Here is a 23,190-nt window from a genome sequence, read left to right on the forward strand (position 1 = left end):
ATCAGGACATTTTTGTTTATTAACAATTTTTTATCCTAATTATTTTTTACTTGTTTCGCATTCGAGAATGATTTTGAACCCGCTGGCGCGGACATCTTGTCCGTGCCTCTCTCGCAGCAGGCAGGGTCGATTTAAAAAAAGGTAGAAAAAATTTCTATATAAACGAGTAACAAACAATTAAAGCAAACAACAACATGAAAACAAAACAACTATTATTCTTACTTACATTTATCTTTGCGGGCTTGTTCCTTTCGTCGTGCAGTAGCGACGATGACGACAACAATAACAACAATGGCTACAACTTTGGCGCAAAAAAAGTATTTACGGGCGACTTGCCCAAAAAGGTGGGCGAGTCTACTCTCAAGTATAATTCGGACGGATTACTTGAAGAAATATCCAATACTTACGAAAAAGTGACTTTCGAATATCCGGCAAAAACAAAATCGACAGGAGGAGATAATATTGTAATAATGAACTTTCAAGATCTGATGCATCCCGAAGAAGGTTTCGTAATCAGGCTGAAAATAGGAGCTAACGGATTTGCCAGCGAAGCACAACAAACATTCGCGGAAGATAGTACCATCGACACATGGGAGTTTGGGTACAACGGCGACGGCCAGCTCAACCATGTGAAGAGAAAAGAATCAGGGAACAACGACAGCGAAACAACAACTATGACATACAAAGACGGCAATCTCACATACGTGAAGATGACAGAAGACAATAGCTATTATTACAACACCTCGGCCATTATCTACACATCCGAAGCACATCCGCAAGGTATCGAAAACAAGGGCTGCATTATGCTCTTCGATACGCTTATGGGCATGGATATAGACGAAATGGAATACGCCTATTATGCAGGATTGTTGGGGAAAGCGACGAAGAACCTGCCGCTAAAACTGGCGGAAGAATGGGAAGGAGATCCTGAATATGACGTGTATATATACGACTGGACTCTGAATGCAAAAGGCTATCCTACCAGTATGAAATTTGATGAGTGGGGAACTATCGTAAGGCTCAATTTTTCATGGTAAATCTGTATGCCGGTTTCAAAGCATAAGAATGAAAAAGTAAAATAAAAACAGCCAAAAGGTATTACCTCTTGGCTGTTTCATTTATATAATCAATACATTTACTTCACAACAATATCATACGGCATACGTGCCTGTACGAAATCCTGTTCTTTAATTTCTTTCAATGTTTTGAAATATTCGTAATCAGCACCCATATATTCTTTCATAACCTTAGTAGCCAGTTCTTCTTTCTGGTTCATAAGCAGGCTTTCGAATACATCTACCTTTTTAGGGAAACTGCGTAACGAATAATCATCGAGGCTGGCCAGTTTAGCTGCTTCCTCTATAGCTGTATCTATATTACCCAGAGCATCTACAAGACCTATTTTCAAAGCCTGATTACCAGTCCATACTCGTCCCTGTGCAATATGATCGAGTGAGTCTTTGGCTATACCGCGACCATCGGAACAACGGGTAAGAAACAGATCATATCCGCGCTCTATATAGTTCTGGAGAATAGCTTTTTCATCCTCTCTCATCGGACGGGTCATATTACCAAAATCGGAAAACTTATTTGTTTTCACTGCATCGAAGCTGACACCTATTTTCTTTGTCAGTCCCTCCACGTTCGGGAACATGCCGAAAATACCGATAGAGCCTGTCAATGTATTTGGTTGTGCTATAATTTTAGAAGCATTACAAGATATATAGTATCCTCCCGATGCTGCATAGTCGCCCATAGATACTACTACCGGCTTTTTAGCTTTCAGCAAGCCTATAGCTTCCCATATTTCTTCCGATGCATAGGCGCTACCTCCCGGAGAATTTACACGAAAGACCACAGCTTTTACTTTATCATTATCTCTTAGTTTTTCTATTTCTTTTACATAACGTTTACTCGTAATGCCTTCTCTGCCTGTTCCGTCAGAGATACTTCCTTCGGCATAAAGAACAGCTATTATATCATCTGCCGATTTTTTGTTAATAAAAGGTACTGTAGTAATATCCTTTACCGATGCCAGGCGTACATCTTTCACTTCTTCTACTTTCAGCAATGTTTTCAGATATTCTTTTACACCTGTATCATACATCAGCGTATCTACAAGTCCGTCACTCAAAATAGCTTTAGCCTCTTTGAATGTAACCAGAGAATCGGTCAGTTCGTTCAGTTTTGCTACCGATATTTTCCGCGAAGCAGAAATCTCGTCTGTAACAGTCGACCACATATCGTTCATGTAAGAAGATACCTGCTCTTTGTTAGCATCACTCATCTTGTCGAGCATGAACGGCTCTACGGCAGATTTGAATGTACCTACTTTGAAAATCTGCATTTCTACTCCTATCTTATCCAGCAAACCTTTATAAAAGGTAGGTACTGCTGCATAACCATGCAGGTCGAGATTACCCTGAGGATTGAGTATTACTTTGTCCGAAACAGACGACAGGTAATAACAGCCCTGTGTATAGACATCAGCATAAGAAACTACAAACTTACCGCTTTCTTTAAAGTCTATCAGCTGGTCTCTTATTTCTTTAAGCGATGCGCCCGATGCTGAAAAAGCGCCGGCATTGATATAAATACCTTTTATCTTATCGTTTTCCTTCGCTTTTTTTATAGAAGACAGTATATCGTCCAACCCGAGTTTAGGAGGTTCGTTACGTCCCATAATGGCATCGAATATAGAATTATCTTCTACTCTGTCGTACAAAACTCCTTCGAGCTTCAATGTAAGTATGGTGTTATCCTTCAATGTATATTTTTCTTCCGAACTGAAAGACATCATGGCTGCAAGAGAAATAAACATGATCAGACACAACAGTCCCAATACTATAAAGCATCCTAATATGGAAGCTAATAAACTTTTAAAAAAATCTTTCATCTGATAATTTTTATATTAATTGAATAACAAAATTATATATTTATCTGGTAATATGCTATTTAAATTACACAAAAGAAACCATTACCCTAAAACTGTAATAAGTTGTTTATAACCTGTTGAAAACTGTTGATATATTTTTTAAACAATCTTCGCTGTCTTTCGGATTTTAATTCCATATATAAATAAGTCGCAACAAACAATTAAAAATCACAAAGAAATTATAAATGATATATCAAAGTCTTATGAACATAAATTGTGCATAAAATAAAATGCTTAGTTTTAAACACCGATAGTTATCAACATCTTTTTAATAAAGTTCACAAACGTCTTTATATAAATAAATTGAGTAAATTTGTCTCTTTTAATAACTCGTATTACAGGCATGATGAATGTTTAATAATAGAATAACCAAATTTTACAACAAAAAAGAATAAACACTATTAACAGCCTATAATCATCAACATGAGTTTTTTTAAAGTTTAAATAAAAAGAATATATATAAATATAATGTTTAATAACTCTTGTTTGAAGAAATATTATCTTATTCTCATATTTATAAGTTTTATATCGGGAAAGGTACAAAGCCAGACTGATGATGTTTCCGATTCCGTTATAACAAAAATAGCAGAAAATTTTGAAAAACAGCTAAGGCTCTATCCTCAGGAAAAACTTTATACACAAATAGACAAGCCTTACTGTGTTGCAGGAGAAAATATATGGTTTCGTACATACCTTACCGATGCCAGTACAAATATTCCCAATTCTATCAGCCGCTATGTCTATGCCGAACTTATAGATCCTATGGATTCTGTTATCAGCAGAGTAAAAGTAAGACCTGTACACGGGGCGTATCATGGTCATATAAGCCTGCCCGAAGATATGGCTGAAGGTGAATATCAGTTACGTTTCTATACCCGGTTTATGGAAAGCTTTGGAGACGACTATTTTTTTAAACGATCGGTTCGTATAGGTGATCCGTTGACTGCCCTTTACAGAACCGAATCGGATTTTTCGTATGAAAACGAAAAGAAATTGAGTGTGAAATTGCGTATAACAGATATAAAAGAGAATACTTTCATACAGCCCGATAGAGTAGAGATAATGGATGAGAATGGTAACCTGAAGCCGGTGAAAGTAAAAGATGATTACACGATAGATTTTTCGCTGAAAGTACCTTCTAAAAAGAAAGTATTATTCGTAAAATACGATTATAAAGGGAAATTCCATAAAGAATACATTGCAATACCGTCACGTCCCGACTTCGAAGTATCTTTTTTACCCGAAGGCGGATACAATATTGCCGGAACAGTAAATAGAATTGCTTTTAAGGCACTAAATTCTGATGGATTGGGTGAAGATATAGAAGGTATTTTAATAAATCAGAGAGGCGATACTTTAGATAGTTTCAGATCTACACATCTTGGTATGGGACTATTGATACTGAATTCTCAAATAGATAGCGTATTTTATACAATTTGTAAAAATAATGCAGGCTTGGAGAAAAAATACCGTATTCCTTCAGCTACAGCCGAACAGGTGGCTTTGAGTGTAAACAGCCTGAGTAACAAATTTCATTTATCGTTGCGTGTATCAAAAGAGAAGCTTTTGAATAATGACTATTATGTTGTGATACAATGCAGGGGACATATATTAAATACATTTAAGTGGAATGAAGAAAAGACTTTTGTAACTATACTAAAAAACAGTTTGCCCTCCGGTGTAATTCAGATTTTACTGGTGGATAGGAATATGAACCCTGTGAGTGAGAGACTTGTCTTTAATGTAAATAAGTCGGAGCAGACAGGTATTGAATTTATCACTGACAAAAGCAATTATGCTGGCAGGGAACAGGTGAAAGGTTCTATAAAATTGAAGGAATTTGAGAATAACGGACAAGTGGCCGGTCTATCGGTTTCTGTAACCGATGATAAGGATGTGAAAACAGATACCTGTGTCAATATATTATCATCCTTATTGCTTACATCTGAGCTGAAAGGTCATGTAGAATCGCCTGCACATTACTTTTCTGGTGATATAAGAGACAAGCTTTTAAACATAGATTTATTGATGATGACCCAGGGATGGAGCAGATATAATGTAGGCAAAGTACTTAAAGGTGATCTGGAAAAGCCAAATGGTTATCTGGAACTGGGACAATATTTATCGGGTACTGTTAAAGGCGGGTTCTTTATGAATAAAAAATCGGATGGCTATCCTGTGACTTTAATTTCATTGCAGAATAATATATTCAGAGAAGCACTGACAGATAAAGATGGCAGGTTTCATCTTCAGGGTTTTGAAGCACCCGACAGTACTACTTTCATTATACAGGGGCTTACTAAAAAAGGAGGTGGGAGAGTGGAACTGTTGATAGATAAAGAAGTTTTTCCCGATAATAAATTCTCTTTACCACTTAGTACTGTCGAAAATCGCTCATTATTTGAAAAATACATGAAAAAAGCAGATGAAAATTTTCTACTGGCTAACGGTATGCGTATGATTTATCTGAAAGATATAGAGATATTGGGTAGGAAAAACATGGATGATAATAAGGAAAGATCTGTATATTCATCCAATATGAATATACGTAAGTCATATAAAGAAATTGAAAAATATAGCTTTACAAATGTAGTTCAGTTACTAAATCTTTTTGCAGGAGTACAAGTATTACCAAACAAGATATCTATACGTGGAGGCGAAAAAACTTTAATACTGGTTGATGGTATTCAATACGAAATGGATATGTTATATTCGATACCCGTAAGTGATATAGACGAAGTGGAAATAATGAAAGACGGAACAGCTGCTATTTTAGGTGGGAGAGGAAGTGATGGTGTAATAATGATCACTACTAAAAGGGGAGAAATAAATTTAAAAAATGAGGATAAGTTTAATATAAAATCAATAACTCCGCTCGGTTATCAGGTGACAAAAGAATTTTATTCACCACAGTATGAAACCAATGAACAAAGATCGGCTGTTGAACCCGATTTAAGAACAACTGTCTATTGGAATCCGGATATTAAGACAAATAAATCAGGAACAGCGGATATTAATTTTTATACTGCGGATGCTTCCACTACATATTCAGTTGTTATAGAAGGTATTACTTCCGGTGGTTCTTTAATTCATTCTGTACATAAAATATCGAGGAAAGACTAAATTGTATAAGCGTATGAGGAATATTTTATTGTTCATTGTTATAAGTATTGTTGCTTTATCTTCTTGTAACAGGAAGCAACAACAACCCGAAAACGATCAGTACGAAAAAGTAGAACGATTCGTCAACGAAGAGGTTGTAGATACCTTGTCTGCTAAAGAACAGGAAGAATTTGCTGCCTTTTACGAAGCGTATTTCAAGAACTTTTCGTACGAAGGTATAAAAGTATTTCAGCCGATGACGTATAACGAAACGGACTTCAATAAACAGCTTTTCCATATAATGGATACGATCGTTGGTTTGTTTAAGGAAGGAGACAGTTATATACTTAAGCCCTGCCGCATAGAAAAAGTGAATACATACGAAAATGAATGTTACGGAGGCGATATGCTCGAACCCACCCTCGATACGAAAGGCGATTGCCGTTATCTTTTCAGGGGATTGAATAAGTATAGTGAAAAAGAGGCTTTAGATACTGTTGCTGCAAGATTTTCCCTGTTTCCGGGTGAAGAAAAGAGTTTTACGTTCAATAATGTATCGTATAAGTTAAGAGGTGAGGGCAGAGCCAAGCGTAATATTGCGAGTACATCATGGGACAGCCTGGTAGAATACAAACTTATGCTTACCGATGGTGATAAAACGCAGTGTATAACCGAAATGAAAGAATATTCGGATACCTGTACCGAAGTGGTTTTTATAGGTGATCTGGATGGAGACGGTAAGCCCGATTTCATTATCAGTTCACCCGACTGGTATGAAGATTACAGGGTTCTATTATTATTATCTTCCTTTGCTGAGTACAACGAGCTGGTCAAATTGGTTTCTATAACGATGGATTCCTTTGCCTGCTAAGAGTTATAAAACCTCTTTATTACTTTTAATGTTTATAAAAGAATCGAATCAAAAAATGGATATAGTATGAAAAAGTTTATTTTAGCACTTTCTATTCTGTTGAGCGCAAGCATAGCCTGCCATTCACAGATATATGTAGATAATCAGGGAAATGTGTACGATCAGAGACAAACAACTACTACAACAAGCACTACAAGCAAAACTGCTGTCAAGAGTTCCGGTTACTCTTCCGGTTCCAAGTTTGATGCGTCTAAACTGACTTTCGGAGGTAACCTCAGCCTGCAATTCGGCGATTATACTGTTGTAGGTATTTCTCCGCAGGTAGGTTACGATTTCAATAAATACTTTACTGCCGGTGCAGGATTGGGTTATACCTATTATAAAGATAAATATTACGACTACAAATGGAATGCAAGTTATCTGAGCTTCGACCTGTTCGGGCGTGTTTACCCTATCGAGTATATAGTGCTCGGCATTCAACCTGAGATAAGCCGTATGTGGCAGACTATAGATTATTATGGTGCCGGTAAAGTAAGCGAAAGTAAATTTGTACCTTCATTCCTTGTTGGTGCAGGTCTGCGTTTTCAGGGTATGATAGCCATGATACAGTACGATGTGGTACAGGATAAGCATTCGCCTTATGGAAACAATATATTTTACAGTGTAGGTTACACATTCAGATTTTGATAGGTATGAAAAGAATAATAGTAATTATGTCTATACTTTCCTTTCTGGGGCTTTCGTCACAGGCACAGAGTTTTAATGAACAAGCCGGTTTGCAAAGATATGAGAAAGCCAATGCAGAACTGCCTGCACCTGCTGAAGGTGAAAAAAGAGTGGTATTTATAGGTAATTCTATCACACAGGGCTGGGCAGATAAGCATCCCGATTTCTTTAACTCCAATAACTATATAGGACGTGGTATCGGTGGACAGACAAGCCCACAACTGTTGTTACGTTTCCGACAAGATGTGATAGACCTAAAGCCTGTAGCTGTAGTCATAAATATAGGTACGAACGATATAGCGGAGAATACCGGTACTTACAATACTGATTTCACGCTCGGAAATATAAAGTCGATGGCCGAACTGGCCGATGCAAACGGCATAAAAGTGATTTTGTCTTCAATTACCCCTGCAGGAGAATATCCCTGGAGAAAGGATATAAAGAATGTTCCCGACAAAATAGAATCATTAAATACTAAGATAAAGAAATATGCCAATGAAAAAGGTTTTGCATATATAGATTATTTTGCTGTGATGCATGATGAAAACAGAGCATTGATAACCAGCTACGGATACGATGGCGTGCATCCTACCGAAGCAGGATATGACGTGATGGAAAAAGTAGCAAAAGCAGTAATAGATGAAGTAATAAAATAATTTAACCTGTTAACCTTAAATCTAAATTTTAAATAATGAAAAAAGCAAGTATCTTTTTTCTGTTTGTAGTATCTCTTTTCTCGGTAGGATTATATGCACAGACAGAAAAAGTAAGTACTGTTCCATTCGATGAAAATGAGTATTGGTGGGGAGGTGTAGTAGCCTACGGATCGCAGATGCCGTATATAAAACCTGTGGAAGAATTTAATCTTGCCCTCCAGAACAATAACAATCAGGTAGTACCCCTGTTCCTTTCCAATAAAGGGAGGTATATATGGAGCGATCAGGCTTTCAGGTTTGAGATAAAGGATAGGTCTATAGTCATAAAATACGACTACGAAACGATAAGTGCAGTCAAAGCCGGCAACACACTCAAAGATGCTTATCTGGCTGCTTGTACAAAATACTTTCCTCCAAGTGGTGTATTGCCCGATCCGCTGTTTTTCACTATGCCGCAGTACAATACATGGATAGAGCTGATGTACAATCAGAATGAGGAAGATATAATGAAGTATGCCCAAGCTATTATAGACAACGGTTTCCCGAAAGGAGTACTGATGATAGACGATAACTGGCAAAAATACTATGGTAACTTTGAGTTTCGCCCCGAAAAGTTTTCCGATCCTAAAGCGATGGTAGAAAAACTGCATGCTATGGGCTTCAAAGTAATGCTGTGGATATGTCCGTTTGTGAGTCCCGATAGTCAGGAATACCGTTATCTGATGTCGAAAGGATATCTGATAAAGAAAAAAGGTTCGTGGGCTCCTGCCATTATCCACTGGTGGAACGGACAAAGTGCATGTTATGACTTTACCAATCCCGAAGCTGCTGCTTATTTTGTATCGGTGCTGAAAAAGATGCAGACGGATTACGGCATAGATGGTTTTAAATTCGATGCAGGAGACAATTCCTTTTACAATACGAAGTATATAGACAGCTATAAGAAAGATGCCACCTCTACCGATCATACACTGGCATGGGCTAAGATAGGGCTTGAATTTCCGTTCAACGAATACCGCGCAGGCTGGCAAATGGGTGGACAGGCACTTGTTCAGCGCTTAGGTGACAAACATTATTCATATGGTGCGTTGCAATCGCTGATACCTGAAATGATTGCTGCCGGATTGTTCGGTTATGCCTATGCTTGTCCCGATATGATAGGTGGCGGACAAATATCTTCATTTACCAATCTGAATGTTAAGGATTTCAATCAGGATCTGATAGTAAGGTCGGCACAGGTACACACCCTTATGCCGATGATGCAGTTTTCGGTTGCCCCTTGGCGTGTACTCGATAAGGAACGTTTGTCAATGGTGCGCGATATGGCACATCTGCACGAAAAATTCGGAACTTATATCATAGAATGTGCACAGGAATCTTCCCGTACGGGTGAGCCTATTATAAGACATATGGAATATACCTTCCCGAACGAAGGTTTTGCCGAATGCAAAGATCAGTTTATGCTGGGCGATAAGTATATGGTAACACCTGTAGTTGCAGTCGATAATAAAAGGAGTGTGAAACTACCGAAAGGCAAATGGAAAGACGATCTGGGAAAAACATACAAGGGCGGGCAAACAATAACGATGGATGTACCGTTAAACAGATTGGTATATTTTGAAAAACTATGAATGTAAAAGACTTTATACTGAAAGGAAACCTTGTACTCCAGATATCTATAGGTTTGGTACTTGGAGTACTGTTTGGTTTCTTCTTTCCCGATCTGGCTGTTCAGGTAGGTCTGTTAGGCGAGATATTTCTGATGGCGCTCAAGGCTGCTGCTCCGGTACTGGTCTTTTTGCTCATTATATCGGCTATAGCCAACCATAAAACCGGACAAAAAACCAGTATAAAGTCTGTTCTTATGCTTTACTTACTCGGCACTTTCTTATCGGCAATAGTAGCTGTAATCGTAAGTTTTCTGTTTCCTTCGACCATTACCTTCAAAGAGGCTGTAGAAACCGATCTTTTACCACCATCGGGAATTCTGGCAGTATTGAAAGATATTCTTTTCAAGATTGTGGATAATCCTGTAAATGCCATATTAAACATGAATTTTATAGGAATACTGGCATGGTCGATAGGGATAGGTATTTTTATGCGGAAAGCATCCGATAATACAAAGCAGATATTTACTGACCTTTCCGATGCTGTTGTAGCTGTAGTCAGGGTTATTATCCGTTTTGCACCCATCGGTATTTTCGGGCTTGTAGCTTCCACTATTGCAGTTACAGGTTTGAAGACTCTGGCTGAATATCTTCATATAGTGTTGGTATTGGCAGGCACTATGTTGTTCATAGCACTGGTAGTTAATCCGATTATTGTCTATTGGAAAATAAGGAAGAACCCCTACCCTCTTGTTTTCCTTTGCCTGAAAGAAAGTGGAATAACGGCATTTTTTACCCGTAGTTCGGCAGCCAACATTCCTGTGAATATGGCGCTTGCCAAAAAACTGAAATTACATGAAGACACCTATTCAGTGTCTATACCATTAGGAGCTACCATCAATATGGAGGGTGCGGCTATTACCATTACTGTGCTTACGCTTGCAGCCGCACATACTTTAGGTATTCAGGTCGATCTGCTTACAGCTGTATTGCTTAGTATTGTTGCAGCTTTGGGAGCATGCGGTTCGTCGGGCATTCCGGGAGGATCGTTACTTCTTATTCCTGTAGCTTGCAGTCTTTTCAATATACCTATGGATACGGCTATGCTTGTAGTAGGTGTGGGAATGACTATCAGCGTGATACAGGATTCGATGGAAACAGCCCTTAATTCGTCTACCGATATATTGTTTACTGCTGCTGCTGATATGGGAGAGCGGAGAAAGTAAATTAACGTGAGTTCGAAATAATAGTATCTAAATATCAGCTAGTTATATGTTTTCTTTGTGAGCCTTGTGTAAAACCTTGTGCTCTTTGTGGTTAAATCTTATTTCTTTTACCACAAAGGACACAAAGAAAAACCACAAAGGGCACGAAATTTGCACCATATATTTTGGAAAACAATTGATTACATACTATTTTTATATCGAACTCACGTTAATATATACGAAAAAGCACTGCTGGATAATTTAGCAGTGCTTTTTCTTTTCGGGCGTAAAATATTACGCCCCTACCCGTAATATCTAAACCTTTCATCCTTTTCAAACAACTTTATCAATACCGAAAAAGTATTAACTAAAGCATTTTGAAATCATGAAATATAGCGAAAGACTAGTAGACAAAATTGTCCGCCTTATCGAACAGGACAGCTACACCATCACCGAAATTTGCAGAACCCTGAAACTAACTACCAAAACCTTTTACGAATGGAAGAAAACCCGCAGCGACTTCCGCCGAGCCATAGAAGAAGCCGAAGACCGCCGCGACGAATCTCTCGCCACCCTTGTGCGCCACTCCCTGCGCGACCAGCTCGAAGGCTACATAGAAGTCACCGAACGCATCACCTACGAAGACGATGGCTGGGGCGGCGAGAAAATAAAGAACCGCGTAGTGACCAAACGCAAGCGTGCGCCGGGAGCACATGTGATGAAACTCGTGCTCGACCGTCAGGACAAGAAGCGTGAAAAGCAAAAAGAAACGGAACAGACCAGCAGGCCTTTTGTCCTAAAATTCCCGAAAGATGCCGATGTGGAAGCCTCCACGCAGATGGTGAATAAATTTCTGGATAAAGTAACCACACCACAACCCCACGAAATCCGGCAACAGGACAATGGGGAGACAGACGATGACGACAGGTACACAACGGTAATCCTGTAAAACCGGAAAGTAATAAAAAACAAAAACAATGCAAAACCGTTACATTCGTTACTTTTTAGTTAAAATATATTGAATAGTCACTCATTGTAAGCAAATTGCTATACTAACTAAAAAAGTTTTATCTTTGTAAGCTAAAAATAAGTAACTGTTTAAATTTGATTGGCAATCTTGTTTTGTATTATTTCAATATATTTTTTTCTTTTTATTCGCAGGTTTAGCGGGCTAAACCAAGAGTGAAAAGTAGAAAATAGAGAAGAAAGAATAAAAATAAGAGCCAAAGAATAATCGGAAACAGTTATATGAAATATTTTCGCTCAAATTTAAACTGTTACTAAAACTAAAAGAAAATAATGGCATTACAATGCGGCATAGTGGGGCTTCCCAATGTAGGTAAATCTACTCTTTTCAACTGTTTGTCGAATGCAAAAGCACAATCGGCTAACTTTCCTTTTTGTACGATAGAGCCCAATGTGGGGGTAATAACAGTTCCTGACGAAAGGCTGAACAAGCTTGCTGAACTGGTGAAACCAAACCGTATATTACCTACTACTGTAGAGATAGTAGATATAGCCGGACTGGTAAAGGGTGCCAGCAAGGGCGAAGGACTGGGAAACAAGTTCCTTGCCAACATACGCGAAACAGATGCCATACTGCATGTACTTCGTTGCTTCGATGATGATAATATTACCCATGTAGACGGTAGTGTAAATCCTGTACGTGACAAAGAGATCATTGATATAGAGCTTCAGCTCAAAGACCTTGAAACCGTTCAGGCTCGTATACAGAAAGTAGAAAAGCAAGCGAAGACAGGCGGAGATAAAGATGCCAAACGTGCTTTCGATATACTTGTACAATTCAGAGAAGCTCTCGAGCAGGGAAAATCTGCCCGCACAGTGAAGTTCGATAACAAAGAAGACGAGAAGATGGCCAGAGAGCTTTATCTTCTTACCTACAAACCTGTGATGTATGTATGCAATGTAGACGAAGGCAGTGCTGTTTCGGGCAATGCTTATGTAGAGCAGGTACGCGAATCGGTAAAAGACGAAGATGCTGAAATACTTATAGTAGCAGCAAAGATAGAATCGGAAATAGCCGAATTCGAATCGTACGAAGAACGTGAGATGTTCCTTTCGGAAATAGGACTTGAAGAATCGGGAGTTGCCCGTCTGATAAAGTCAGCTTACAAACTTCTGGGTCTTCAGACATATTTTACAGCCGGAGTACAGGAAGTGCGCGCATGGACTTTCACAGCCGGATGGAAAGCGCCACAATGCGCCGGAGTGATACATACCGACTTCGAAAAAGGATTTATCCGTGCCGAAGTGATCAAGTATGCCGATTTTATTGCTTTAGGTTCAGAGGCTGCTGTAAAAGAGGCCGGAAAAATGAATGTCGAAGGAAAAGAATACATAGTGCAGGATGGAGATATAATGCACTTTAGATTTAATGTATAAAATAAATACACCTCTCCCCAACCCTCTCCAATAGAGAGGGAGAACAAAGAGAGTAAAAGAAATTGGTCGCTTTGCGGCTCCTCCCCTTTTGGGGAGGCAGGAGGGGTGGTAATTGAGTATATAAATGATTATAAATTATGATTCTCCCGGACAGTTGTGCAACAGGATATGGTCGTTAGTACCTTCCATTGCATACGGATTGGAACATGAGGAAAAAATGCAGGCAGTCAATTTTTCTGAATATTCCGACGGGTTCGAGAATCTTAATGTAAACAAGCTTATCTCTTTTCCTCCTAAAAAGCTTTCACGTAAGTTTTTCCATTTTCTGAAAGCAAAGGGCTACATACAAAATGGTCGGCCTAATATTTTTTCCAGATTATTCAATCTTAATCTGATCGAAGGCTGGTCGAACCGGTTGGGAAATGCTGACATGGTGCAAAGGCAATCGGACGGCATACGTGAGATTTTTACTTTCAGCAAAGGCGTTACCGGAGCTGTCGATCAGGTATTTTCTTCGGTGCAGGAAGATACAGTAGTGGGAGTACACATTCGCAGGGGAGATTACCGCGAGTGGCTCGATGGCATTTACTACTATGTAGACGAAGATTATTACTATATGATGAATACCCTCAACGAACTGTTGACGGCAGAAGGGCATAAGGTAAAATTCCTGTTGTGTTCGAACGAAAGTATAGATTTGGATAATTTCAAAGGGCTCAACTATTTTGTTATACCCGACTCTTCGGGAATAAAAGACTTGTACGCCCTGTCGAAATGCTCATATATAATAGGCCCTCCCAGTACATATTCGGAGTGGGCTTCATTCATGGGGAAAGTACCTGTAAAGTATATTACATCTATAAATGAAAAAATAATGCTCTCAGATTTCTCCAGAATCGTATCATTTAATAAATTTGAAAACGGAAATGAATTGGTCATAGACTGATCCTTTTATATATATAAAATTATCTGTTACAATGATTTATCCAGCTAGTAAACAAGATTATCCGGTATTGATAGACGTATGGGAGAGTGCAGTAAAAGCCACCCATGACTTTCTGTCGAAAGAAGATTTTGAATTTTATAAATCTCATATACCTATTTATTTTCAGCACGTTTCGCTCTATATCTATAAGAATGAGGAAGGAGTAATCAAGGGTTTTCTGGGTATAGAAGATGACAGCATTGAAATGCTTTTTGTAGACAATGCAAGCAGAGGATCAGGCATAGGAAAGATTTTGCTCGATTATGCCGTAAACAAGCTTAATGCGCGCCGCGTAGATGTGAACGAACAAAACACACAGGCTTTGAATTTTTATTATCATTTAGGATTTAAGGAAGTAGGCAGGGACGAGTACGATGGAGAAGGTAAGGGCTATCCGATCCTGCATCTGGAAAAACACTGATCGCATGTTTTATTATTAATTAGTGTAGCTTCACAGTAAAAAATAATAAGACAGTGTATATTTTAAAGTATTATTATTCAGATATTTATAAAATATAAACCTACAAATTTCGAGACAAAGAAAGTTCATCCACTCAAGGCATTATAAACTATATGCCAAGAGTTCTTACTTTTGTCTATGCTTAAATGACTATTTTAACCAAACACTTATTTTTTATGAAAAAACTATCATTAGCCTTAGCTCTGATTTTATCATGTAGCTTCACTGCAAACGCACAATTCGGACTTAGCAAGAAACACCTCGATGCCGCTAAAAAAACAGCACAGGCACTCACTGTTTCAGATGCGGAAATAGCTCAGTACTGTCAGGAATACGTCGATTGGTCTGACAAGAACAATCCACTATGCGAAACTACGGACAAAGGAAAGAAAAAAGAAATTGCAGACAGACTTGCAAAGATCGTTGCCCAGATTCCGCAAAGCGAAAGAAAAGGTATGGATATCAAAGCATACTATGTAGTAGACCAAAATGCTTTTGCCTGTGCAAACGGTAGTATTCGTGTTTTTGCAGGATTGATGGAACTGTTGACTGACGATGAAATACTTGGAATCATCGGACACGAAATAGGTCATATAGTGAATAAAGACTCTAAAGGAGCATTTAAAAAAGCCCTTCTTACTTCTGCCCTTAAAGATGCAGTAGGCTCTACAAGTGGTGCTGCCGCTGCTCTTACAGAATCTCAGCTGGGAGAACTGGGAGAAGCATTGGCCGGTGCGCAGTTTTCGCAAAAAGCAGAATATGCAGCTGACGATTATGGATACGAACTGCTGAAAAGATGTGGTAAAGACGCCAAAGCAATGGCTTCGTCTCTGCGTGTTATCCAAAAGTTGCAGGATGATGCAAATATCGATAAAAGCAAAACAAGACAGCTTTTCTCTTCTCACCCTGAGAGTGGAAAGAGAGCCGAAAAGCTTGATAAGAAATACGAGAAGGAAAACAAATAAGATATCGATTATGGAGAGGTGCTATTTTTAGCATCTCTCTTTATTTTACACTGCAATTTTAATACGGTTCTAATTTGCAGACCAAGAAAAATTCTCTTACTTTGTTGAGCCCATATTGGCTGTTAATTTAAAGGTAAAAAGAAATGGCAAATAATAAGATCACCACAGTACTGTTCGGTTTAGACGGAGTTGTTGTAGACACGGAACATGAGTACGACAAATTCTGGAGTAAAATAGCAGAAGATAACGAGTTGAAAATAGATAATTTTTCGTCTATTATCAGAGGTATGACTCTCAGTTCTGTTATAGAACTTTATTTTGCAATTTCGCCACTTGAAGAAAAACAGGCCATCAGGCAAGCCTGTGCCGATATGGAACAATCCATAGATTACAAAAAACTGTTGATTCCGGGTGTACTCGATTTTATCGCATATGTTAAAGAATCGGGTTACAGAGTAGGTCTTGTTACCAGCTCACCGACCCATAAAGTACAGGTAGTGCTCGATCAATTGGCGTTGCAGAATACTTTCGATACCATTATCACTTCCGATAGCATTAAGAAAGGCAAACCCGACCCTATGGGTTACGTTCTGGCAAAGACAAATCTGGGCGTACAATCGGGTGAATGTGTTGTTTTTGAGGATTCTTTCACCGGTATCAAGGCAGCTACCTACGCTTTTATGCGGGTAATAGGTGTAGCTACTACATTGTCAGAAGAGTTTCTTAAAGATTATACTTACGGGACAATTAAGGATTTCACAGAAATGGGAAAAGTAAAAGCTTTTCTTGATAAGATTTAACATTTCATATTAAAAATGTTATTAAAAAGTGGCACTAGCCACTTTTTTTATTTACTTTTACATCAGACAAAAAAGACCCAGATTAGCCCGGATTTTAGCTTGAACTAACACAAAAAAGACTTATGCGCACTTTGCTTTTAAGGATTTATCATCTTTTCTTATTTTTATCTTTATATGTAGTTATTGGTTATGCAAATAGCAGAGACAGTATATTCGTTGAAAAATACGAAAAAACTATTTATTTTAATTCTGATTCTATTTTTATAAATTATGCAAATAAAGGTTTTATTCCCGTTGTAGACGACTTGTATGAATATTATGAAGACGTTTTTTGGAATCTGCCGGATGACTGTAGGTCTTCGGAGCTCGATAAAATGGAACGTATAGCTAAAGCTGCAAATAATAGCGAACTCGAAGCCGAAGCTGTTTTTATGAGGGCTGTGTGCTTGCCCGATGGTGATGAAATGCAGTTCTCACACAAAGTAAAAAAACTAGAGGAAATAGCGGATAAATCGGCAAAAAACGGTAATATTTCCTTGCGCTTAAGAGCGATGGAGTCGATTTTCGATCTTTATTGGAATTCTGAAAAATATGCCAGAGCCTTCAGCCAGATACATTCGATAGATAAAGTCCTTCAGAATGTGGGAGATGATAAATATCCGGGAAAAGGCGTTCTTAATTTTCGTATAGGTGAAGCATATTATTTTTTTCAGGATTATGATAAGGCTATACCTTATCTACGAAAAGCAATGAAACCTTCCCGGTATTATTTCGACAGGTCAAATCTGGAAGCCAGAAATATGCTTGGTACTTACTATAATCAGAGAGGCCAGGTCGATTCTGCCGAATATTATTTCAGGTCGGCATTCAGTAATCATGACAGGGTTAAGTTCAAATCGAAATACGATGCTGTTTCGTTGAGTAATCTGGGGCATAGTTTTATACAGAAAAAAGATTACGATGAAGGTATTTCATATTTCAGAGCAGGGCTCAACCATATGTTGCTCGAACGCGATTACAAATCGGCATCTGATGTTACCGTCGGACTTGCACAATGCTATCTGGAAAAAGATAACCTGAAGAAAGCAAAACACATGATAGATTCGTCACTTATTTATATCGAACAATCGGGAAATGTCAATGCCTATCAGGAGCTATACCCGCTGATGTGTGAATACTATGTGAGGTCGGGTGACAGGCAACTAGCAAAGGCATACCTCGACTCCACGATGGCTGTAAATAATAAATATCTTGAGAAGTATAATAGTAAGTATATCATCAAAGCCGAGCAGGAGCTATTTGAAGCTGAAACTATAGCAAAAGACGAAGAGTTGAGGTATCAGGAAGAGAAATATACTTATCGTTTGTTATACGGCCTTATAATCCTTGTATTTATTTCTCTCGGGCTGGTAGTATTCATTATATTGTACAATAAGAATAAAAAAGCGTACAGGGCACTTGTACAAAAAAATCAGGACTGGGCAGGTACAACAAATCCGGGATTTAGTAGTACAAGCAAGTCTGCTTCATGTGAAGAAAATACCAATGAGCCGGATACAGAGGATCTCGACCTGATGAAGCAGGTATATGATCTAGTGAATAATGAAAAAGTATATAAAGACCTTGATCTTACACTGGATTCTTTATCGAGGCAAATAAATGTAAACCGCAATTATTTATCTAAAGCCATCAATAAAACTACGGGTAAAAACTTTAATACATATATAAACGAACACCGGATAAAGGAGGCGATAAAAATAATGTCTAATCCTAAGTCCGATCTTATTTCTATCGATGCTATTGCCCTCGAAGTAGGGTTCGGTAATCGTATATCATTCTATCAGTCGTTTAAGAAAATAACGGGTCTTACCCCTTCCGACTTTAGAAATAACAAATCGAACGTTCTATCTAACTAATTGATTATTAATGTAAATATTGTAAATATTTATAAATATTTACAAGGTAATATTATGTTTTTTATACACTGTTTCTTTGGAGACCCCCTACCCTATTTCAAAACAATTACAGATACAACTTCATGTTAGCTTTTGTTCAGAAAAAGTAAAAACTTGTGGTTAGAAATGATAATATTTAACATTTATACCATTTTTATGCCATACTTTTGTATCGAATGGATTAGATACCCAATCTTATCACACACTTTCTTCTACACAATTCTTAAGAGTACCTCCCCGGTGCTCTTTTTCTTTTTTTATGTCTCAGGCAATACAAAAAAGCAGTTTTGGAAAAGTGGCAAAAAAGCAATACTGGACGTAATCTCGACAGGGAGATTAGCCTTAGTAAACTATCTGAACAATCAGGACGAACCACCGGATAAAAGCTGAGAACGGGAATTTATATTCCTAGAGTGAGAAAAAAGAGGCTGCACTTTTAATAAAGTACAGCCTTATTATCGTGAAAACGGATATTACATAATTCCTTTCTCTCTTAGTTTCAATTGCCATTTCCATGCAGAATCCATCGTATCTTCGATATTCTCTTTGGCAGTCCAGCCCAGAACGTTATTTGCGTGTTTAGGGTCTGCCCATATCTTTTCGATGTCTCCTTCGCGGCGACCAACGATCTTATAATTCAGTTTTACACCCGATACTTTTTCAAATACATTGATCAGTTCCAGTACCGAAACTCCCCTACCCGTTCCCAGATTGAATATTTCTACTTTCTCAGGCGATTTGTTCTCTAACATACGGTCGACTGCTATAACGTGAGCTTTTGCAAGGTCTACCACGTTGATAAAGTCGCGTACGCAAGAGCCGTCAGGTGTGTTGTAGTCGTCACCGAACACACTTAGCTGTTGGCGAATGCCCATAGCCGTCTGTGTGATGTAAGGAACGAGGTTTTGAGGTACACCATTAGGCAATTCTCCTATCTCGGCTGTGGGATGTGCTCCTACCGGATTGAAATAACGGAGGATGATGCTTTTCACATCGGCTCCCGACCGGACTGTATCTTTTATGATCTCTTCATTGATTTGCTTGGTGTTTCCGTATGGAGACTCTGCCGGTTTGATAGGTGCAGTTTCGTCTATCGGGTTATGATCCGGTTCGCCATACACAGTACACGATGATGAGAAAACGATATTTTTAACGCCGAATTCAGGCATCAGATCAAGCAGATTGATAAGTGAATTCAGGTTGTTTCTGTAGTATAATAATGGTTTTTGTACCGACTCTCCTACTGCCTTACTTGCAGCGAAATGAATAATCCCTTTGATATCGGGATGAGTGGTGAAAAGCTTTTTTAAGCCTTCGTAGTCGTTACAATCGAGTTTTTCGAAAACAGGACGTACGCCGGTAATACGTTCGATACCGTCGATAGAGTCGGCTGTCGAATTCGACAGGTTATCTATCACAACTACGGAATACCCTGCATTTTGCAGCTCGACAACAGTATGAGAACCGATGTATCCTGCTCCACCTGTTACAAGTATTTTTCCTTTCATTATTTGGGTTTTTAGATTAGGTGGTAAAGATACAAAATCATAAATAAAAGTAATGAGAAGTAGGCGTTTATCTGTAAGAAAAATACCTCACTTACATTACCCGAATCAAAAACTTATAGTTTCATGTCTGTTACTTATAACGAAAGAGTTATCTTTGTAGCCTGATTTTTTTAATATGAAGAAACTTGTATCTTTATTAACAATTATTGCTGTTTTCTTTTGCTTTTCTGCATGCTCATCGGTAGATGGCGATGCGCGTAGGGCAGCAGAACTTAGCAAAGAGTCGTTAGATCAGGTAAAGGCACAGGATTTGCAGAGGGCAGAAGAGCTATACAAAGAATCGCAAGATATAATAGCCCGCTACAAGGGTACAGATCAGTACGAAGAATTCTTTGCCGCATACAATAAATATCTGTCGGGTGAAGGCTCGAACGATTAAATAAAATACCGAAAAATAATATATTCCATACCATAATGTCTGAAACTATTTTAAATCCCGAAGAACCTAAAAAGAGCCTCAACTTTATAGAGGTAGCAGTAGAAAACGATCTGGCAGCAGGCAAAAATGATGGTCGTGTGCAGACCCGTTTCCCGCCCGAGCCGAACGGTTATTTGCATATAGGTCATGCAAAGGCTATTTGTATAGACTTTGGTATAGCGCAAAAATACGGCGGTATCTGTAATCTTCGCTTCGATGACACCAATCCGGTGAAGGAAGATGTGGAATATGTAGATTCCATCATGGAAGATATCAAATGGCTGGGTTTCGACTGGGTGAATGTTTACTATGCGTCCGATTACTTCGGGCAGTTGTGGGATTTTGCTGTAGCGCTGATAAAAGAAGGAAAAGCCTACATAGACGAGCAGTCGGCCGAAGAAATAGCCAAACAAAAAGGCACGCCCACGCAGCCGGGTGTCAACAGTCCGTATCGCGACCGTCCTGTAGAAGAAAGTCTTGATCTCTTTAATAAAATGAATGCCGGAGATTTTCCGGAAGGCAGTATGGTATTGCGTGCCAAGATAGACATGGCCGCATCCAATATGCACTTTCGCGATCCTATCATATACCGGATTATAGACCATCCGCATCACCGTACAGGCAAGCAATGGAATGCATACCCTATGTACGACTTTGCTCATGGGCAGTGCGACTACTTCGAAGGAGTGACACACTCGCTATGTACACTCGAATTTGAGGTACACCGCCCGCTTTACGATTGGTTTATAGATCAACTGGCAACAGGAGGCTACCGCCCGCATCAGTACGAGTTCAACAAATTGCAGTTTACTTATACCCTGCTCAGTAAGCGTAATCTGAGACGTATGGTAGAAGAAAAGATACTTTCGGGCTGGGATGATCCGCGTATGCCTACGCTTGTCGGATTTCGCCGCAGAGGTTATACCCCGGAGGCAATCCGCAGCCTGATAGATAAGATCGGTTATACTAAATACGATGGTGTAAACGATATAGGACTACTTGAATACGCTGTGCGCGAAGACCTGAACAAAAGGGTGACACGCGTGTCGGCCGTACTCGATCCGGTGAAGCTGGTTATCACCAATTACCCTGAGGATAAAACGGAGGTAATGACAGCACAGAACAACCCTGAGGACGAAAATTCGGGCAGTCACGACATACTGTTCTCTCGTGAGTTGTATATCGAACGTGATGACTTTATGGAGGATGCTCCGAAGAAATATTTCCGCCTGACTCCGGGCAATGAAGTACGTTTGAAAAATGCCTATATAGTGAAGTGTACCGGATGTAAGAAGGACGAAGCGGGTAATGTGACCGAAGTGTATGCCGAGTACGATTCGCAGACCAAGAGCGGTATGCCCGACAGCGGACGCAAGGTGAAGGGAACTATTCACTGGGTGTCTACCGAAGACAGTTTCGATGCTGAAGTACGTCTTTACGACCGCCTGTTTATGGTGGAAAATCCGGCAGATGATGAGAGAGACCTTACAGAGCTGCTTAATCCTGATTCGCTGAGAATACTCAAAGGCTGTAAGATGGAAAGCTATCTGAAAACGGCTGAGGCAGGAGATAAATTTCAGTTCCAGCGTACAGGTTACTTCTGTGTAGACCCTGATTCTACAGCTGATAATATGGTATTTAACCGTACTGTATCACTCAAGGATTCGTGGGCGAAGGCTAAGGATAGATAAATCTGATTTCAGATTATTTCTTATACAAATAAATTGCGTTCTTTATGTTTGGATTGCCGACATAGGGAGCGCAATTTATTTTTAAATATACTCGCTTGCTCGCGTAGGCTTCGAGCCTGTGTATTGTGAAGCAAAAGGGTTGCTCGTTGAGTAAGACATGGACAAGATGTCCGCGCCAGCGAGGTTAATCTTGTAGCTTCAAATTTGACTTTCTTTTTTATCTGCTGATTGAGAAAAATCTTTTTTAGTAAATTGTTTAAAAATCGAAAAAGCAAGAGGAATAATTATAGTTAATAAAATTTCTTTAATCTGAAAATCCAATTTAAATATCACTATAGAAATTGCACAAAAAAACCAAACAATTCCGGTTGCTAAGAAATAATTGTAAAAAAAGCTTCTTGAATTTTTCATTATATTATTGTTTTGAATTTGTTCTTTTAATTTATCAAGTGTTCTTTTATAATAGTTGAACATTTGAGGTCTTTGATTTAATGATTCATTATTGATATCATAATCAAGCGCATTAAAAATGATTTTAACCGTAAAACTTCTAGGGTTGACTTCTCCTGATTCAATTCGTTGCAATGTTCTAACATTTATGTTACATTTTTCAACTAATTCCTCTTGAGTCAAACCTTTTTTCTTTCTAAGTGCTACTATTTTCTGTCCTAATTCTGGTTGTTTCATTTTCTTTAAAATCTCTGACAAAGATATATTTTGCCTCAAAATTAAAATATTTTTCAGAGAGTATTTTTCCCGACATTTCCCCGACATTCAATTTTTCTAAGGTATATACTGCATTATTTAACTTTAAATGGTGCTGTTTTTTGCTCCTGCTCGCAC

19 protein-coding genes are annotated in these 23,190 nt (G+C 38.7%); 16 read left to right on the forward strand and 3 right to left on the reverse strand.

Annotated elements, in window-relative coordinates; translation table 11 throughout:
* Positions 1-194 precede the first annotated feature (194 nt).
* Positions 195-1,037 (forward strand): DUF4595 domain-containing protein, encoded by an 843-nt coding sequence (locus tag M2448_RS14050; protein ID WP_280646964.1) that lies wholly within the window; start codon positions 195-197, stop codon positions 1,035-1,037.
* A gap of 98 nt (positions 1,038-1,135) precedes the next feature.
* Here the strand turns inward: M2448_RS14050 and sppA are convergent, their stop codons facing one another.
* Positions 1,136-2,896, reverse strand: a complete 1,761-nt coding sequence (sppA, locus tag M2448_RS14055) for a signal peptide peptidase SppA (RefSeq protein WP_280646965.1) — start codon at positions 2,894-2,896, stop codon at positions 1,136-1,138.
* Positions 2,897-3,421: 525 nt separating this feature from the next.
* Here sppA and M2448_RS14060 point away from each other — a divergent pair.
* From M2448_RS14060 to M2448_RS14120, 13 genes are all read left to right on the forward strand, one after another.
* Positions 3,422-6,058 (forward strand): TonB-dependent receptor plug domain-containing protein, encoded by a 2,637-nt coding sequence (locus tag M2448_RS14060; protein WP_280646966.1) that lies wholly within the window; start codon positions 3,422-3,424, stop codon positions 6,056-6,058.
* Between the two features lie 13 nt (positions 6,059-6,071).
* The gene (locus tag M2448_RS14065) at positions 6,072-6,908 is read left to right on the forward strand and encodes an FG-GAP repeat protein (RefSeq protein WP_280646967.1); all 837 of its coding nucleotides are present in this window, start codon (positions 6,072-6,074) and stop codon (positions 6,906-6,908) included.
* A 66-nt stretch (positions 6,909-6,974) separates the two neighbouring features.
* On the forward strand, positions 6,975-7,595 hold the full coding sequence (locus M2448_RS14070; RefSeq protein WP_280646968.1) for a hypothetical protein: 621 nt from the start codon (positions 6,975-6,977) through the stop codon (positions 7,593-7,595).
* Between the two features lie 5 nt (positions 7,596-7,600).
* On the forward strand, positions 7,601-8,290 hold the full coding sequence (locus tag M2448_RS14075; protein WP_280646969.1) for an SGNH/GDSL hydrolase family protein: 690 nt from the start codon (positions 7,601-7,603) through the stop codon (positions 8,288-8,290).
* Positions 8,291-8,325: 35 nt separating this feature from the next.
* On the forward strand, positions 8,326-9,921 hold the full coding sequence (locus tag M2448_RS14080) for a glycoside hydrolase family 31 protein (protein ID WP_280646970.1): 1,596 nt from the start codon (positions 8,326-8,328) through the stop codon (positions 9,919-9,921).
* A complete protein-coding gene (gene sstT, locus M2448_RS14085) occupies positions 9,918-11,123 on the forward strand; it encodes a serine/threonine transporter SstT (RefSeq protein WP_280646971.1) in 1,206 nt (401 codons plus the stop codon). Before M2448_RS14080 ends, sstT begins: the two co-directional genes overlap by 4 nt.
* Before the next feature lie 364 nt (positions 11,124-11,487).
* Positions 11,488-12,051 (forward strand): transposase, encoded by a 564-nt coding sequence (locus tag M2448_RS14090; RefSeq protein ID WP_280646972.1) that lies wholly within the window; start codon positions 11,488-11,490, stop codon positions 12,049-12,051.
* 350 nt (positions 12,052-12,401) lie between these two features.
* Positions 12,402-13,505: a redox-regulated ATPase YchF gene (gene ychF, locus M2448_RS14095; protein WP_280646973.1), complete on the forward strand. Its 1,104-nt coding sequence runs from the start codon at positions 12,402-12,404 to the stop codon at positions 13,503-13,505.
* A 124-nt stretch (positions 13,506-13,629) separates the two neighbouring features.
* Complete coding sequence (locus M2448_RS14100) at positions 13,630-14,451, forward strand: alpha-1,2-fucosyltransferase (RefSeq protein WP_280646974.1); 822 nt, start codon at positions 13,630-13,632, stop codon at positions 14,449-14,451.
* A 31-nt stretch (positions 14,452-14,482) separates the two neighbouring features.
* A complete protein-coding gene (locus tag M2448_RS14105; protein ID WP_280646975.1) occupies positions 14,483-14,911 on the forward strand; it encodes a GNAT family N-acetyltransferase in 429 nt (142 codons plus the stop codon).
* Between the two features lie 215 nt (positions 14,912-15,126).
* A complete protein-coding gene (locus tag M2448_RS14110; RefSeq protein WP_280646976.1) occupies positions 15,127-15,915 on the forward strand; it encodes a M48 family metalloprotease in 789 nt (262 codons plus the stop codon).
* A gap of 143 nt (positions 15,916-16,058) precedes the next feature.
* On the forward strand, positions 16,059-16,715 hold the full coding sequence (locus tag M2448_RS14115; protein WP_280646977.1) for an HAD family phosphatase: 657 nt from the start codon (positions 16,059-16,061) through the stop codon (positions 16,713-16,715).
* Between the two features lie 122 nt (positions 16,716-16,837).
* Positions 16,838-18,631 (forward strand): helix-turn-helix domain-containing protein, encoded by a 1,794-nt coding sequence (locus M2448_RS14120; RefSeq protein WP_280646978.1) that lies wholly within the window; start codon positions 16,838-16,840, stop codon positions 18,629-18,631.
* A 512-nt stretch (positions 18,632-19,143) separates the two neighbouring features.
* Here M2448_RS14120 and galE read toward each other — a convergent pair.
* On the reverse strand, positions 19,144-20,178 hold the full coding sequence (gene galE, locus M2448_RS14125) for a UDP-glucose 4-epimerase GalE (protein ID WP_280646979.1): 1,035 nt from the start codon (positions 20,176-20,178) through the stop codon (positions 19,144-19,146).
* A gap of 175 nt (positions 20,179-20,353) precedes the next feature.
* On the opposite strand from galE, the gene M2448_RS14130 reads away from it, so the two are divergent.
* Together M2448_RS14130 and M2448_RS14135 are read left to right on the forward strand one after the other, a co-directional pair.
* The gene (locus M2448_RS14130; RefSeq protein ID WP_280646980.1) at positions 20,354-20,617 is read left to right on the forward strand and encodes a hypothetical protein; all 264 of its coding nucleotides are present in this window, start codon (positions 20,354-20,356) and stop codon (positions 20,615-20,617) included.
* 35 nt (positions 20,618-20,652) lie between these two features.
* Complete coding sequence (locus M2448_RS14135) at positions 20,653-22,347, forward strand: glutamine--tRNA ligase/YqeY domain fusion protein (protein ID WP_280646981.1); 1,695 nt, start codon at positions 20,653-20,655, stop codon at positions 22,345-22,347.
* Between the two features lie 198 nt (positions 22,348-22,545).
* Here M2448_RS14135 and M2448_RS14140 read toward each other — a convergent pair whose 3' ends face one another.
* Entirely contained in the window at positions 22,546-23,034 is a 489-nt protein-coding gene (locus M2448_RS14140) for a helix-turn-helix transcriptional regulator (protein WP_280646982.1), read from the reverse strand.
* Between the last annotated feature and the right edge of the window lie 156 nt (positions 23,035-23,190).

It is taken from the genome of Dysgonomonas sp. PF1-14 (assembly GCF_029892965.1).
Taxonomy (GTDB): domain Bacteria; phylum Bacteroidota; class Bacteroidia; order Bacteroidales; family Dysgonomonadaceae; genus Dysgonomonas.

What these genes read in the sequence shown, in the direction of transcription:
- M2448_RS14105 (WP_280646975.1), top strand. Translation starts at nt 14,483, where the DNA reads ATGATTTATCCAGCTAGTAAACAAGATTATCCGGTATTGATAGACGTA.
- sppA (WP_280646965.1), bottom strand. Translation starts at nt 2,896, where the DNA reads ATGAAAGATTTTTTTAAAAGTTTATTAGCTTCCATATTAGGATGCTTT.
- M2448_RS14075 (WP_280646969.1), top strand. Translation starts at nt 7,601, where the DNA reads ATGAAAAGAATAATAGTAATTATGTCTATACTTTCCTTTCTGGGGCTT.
- M2448_RS14080 (WP_280646970.1), top strand. Translation starts at nt 8,326, where the DNA reads ATGAAAAAAGCAAGTATCTTTTTTCTGTTTGTAGTATCTCTTTTCTCG.
- M2448_RS14130 (WP_280646980.1), top strand. Translation starts at nt 20,354, where the DNA reads ATGAAGAAACTTGTATCTTTATTAACAATTATTGCTGTTTTCTTTTGC.
- M2448_RS14140 (WP_280646982.1), bottom strand. Translation starts at nt 23,034, where the DNA reads ATGAAACAACCAGAATTAGGACAGAAAATAGTAGCACTTAGAAAGAAA.
- M2448_RS14120 (WP_280646978.1), top strand. Translation starts at nt 16,838, where the DNA reads ATGCGCACTTTGCTTTTAAGGATTTATCATCTTTTCTTATTTTTATCT.
- M2448_RS14100 (WP_280646974.1), top strand. Translation starts at nt 13,630, where the DNA reads ATGATTATAAATTATGATTCTCCCGGACAGTTGTGCAACAGGATATGG.
- ychF (WP_280646973.1), top strand. Translation starts at nt 12,402, where the DNA reads ATGGCATTACAATGCGGCATAGTGGGGCTTCCCAATGTAGGTAAATCT.
- M2448_RS14110 (WP_280646976.1), top strand. Translation starts at nt 15,127, where the DNA reads ATGAAAAAACTATCATTAGCCTTAGCTCTGATTTTATCATGTAGCTTC.
- M2448_RS14135 (WP_280646981.1), top strand. Translation starts at nt 20,653, where the DNA reads ATGTCTGAAACTATTTTAAATCCCGAAGAACCTAAAAAGAGCCTCAAC.
- M2448_RS14070 (WP_280646968.1), top strand. Translation starts at nt 6,975, where the DNA reads ATGAAAAAGTTTATTTTAGCACTTTCTATTCTGTTGAGCGCAAGCATA.
- sstT (WP_280646971.1), top strand. Translation starts at nt 9,918, where the DNA reads ATGAATGTAAAAGACTTTATACTGAAAGGAAACCTTGTACTCCAGATA.
- M2448_RS14090 (WP_280646972.1), top strand. Translation starts at nt 11,488, where the DNA reads ATGAAATATAGCGAAAGACTAGTAGACAAAATTGTCCGCCTTATCGAA.
- M2448_RS14115 (WP_280646977.1), top strand. Translation starts at nt 16,059, where the DNA reads ATGGCAAATAATAAGATCACCACAGTACTGTTCGGTTTAGACGGAGTT.
- M2448_RS14050 (WP_280646964.1), top strand. Translation starts at nt 195, where the DNA reads ATGAAAACAAAACAACTATTATTCTTACTTACATTTATCTTTGCGGGC.
- M2448_RS14065 (WP_280646967.1), top strand. Translation starts at nt 6,072, where the DNA reads ATGAGGAATATTTTATTGTTCATTGTTATAAGTATTGTTGCTTTATCT.
- galE (WP_280646979.1), bottom strand. Translation starts at nt 20,178, where the DNA reads ATGAAAGGAAAAATACTTGTAACAGGTGGAGCAGGATACATCGGTTCT.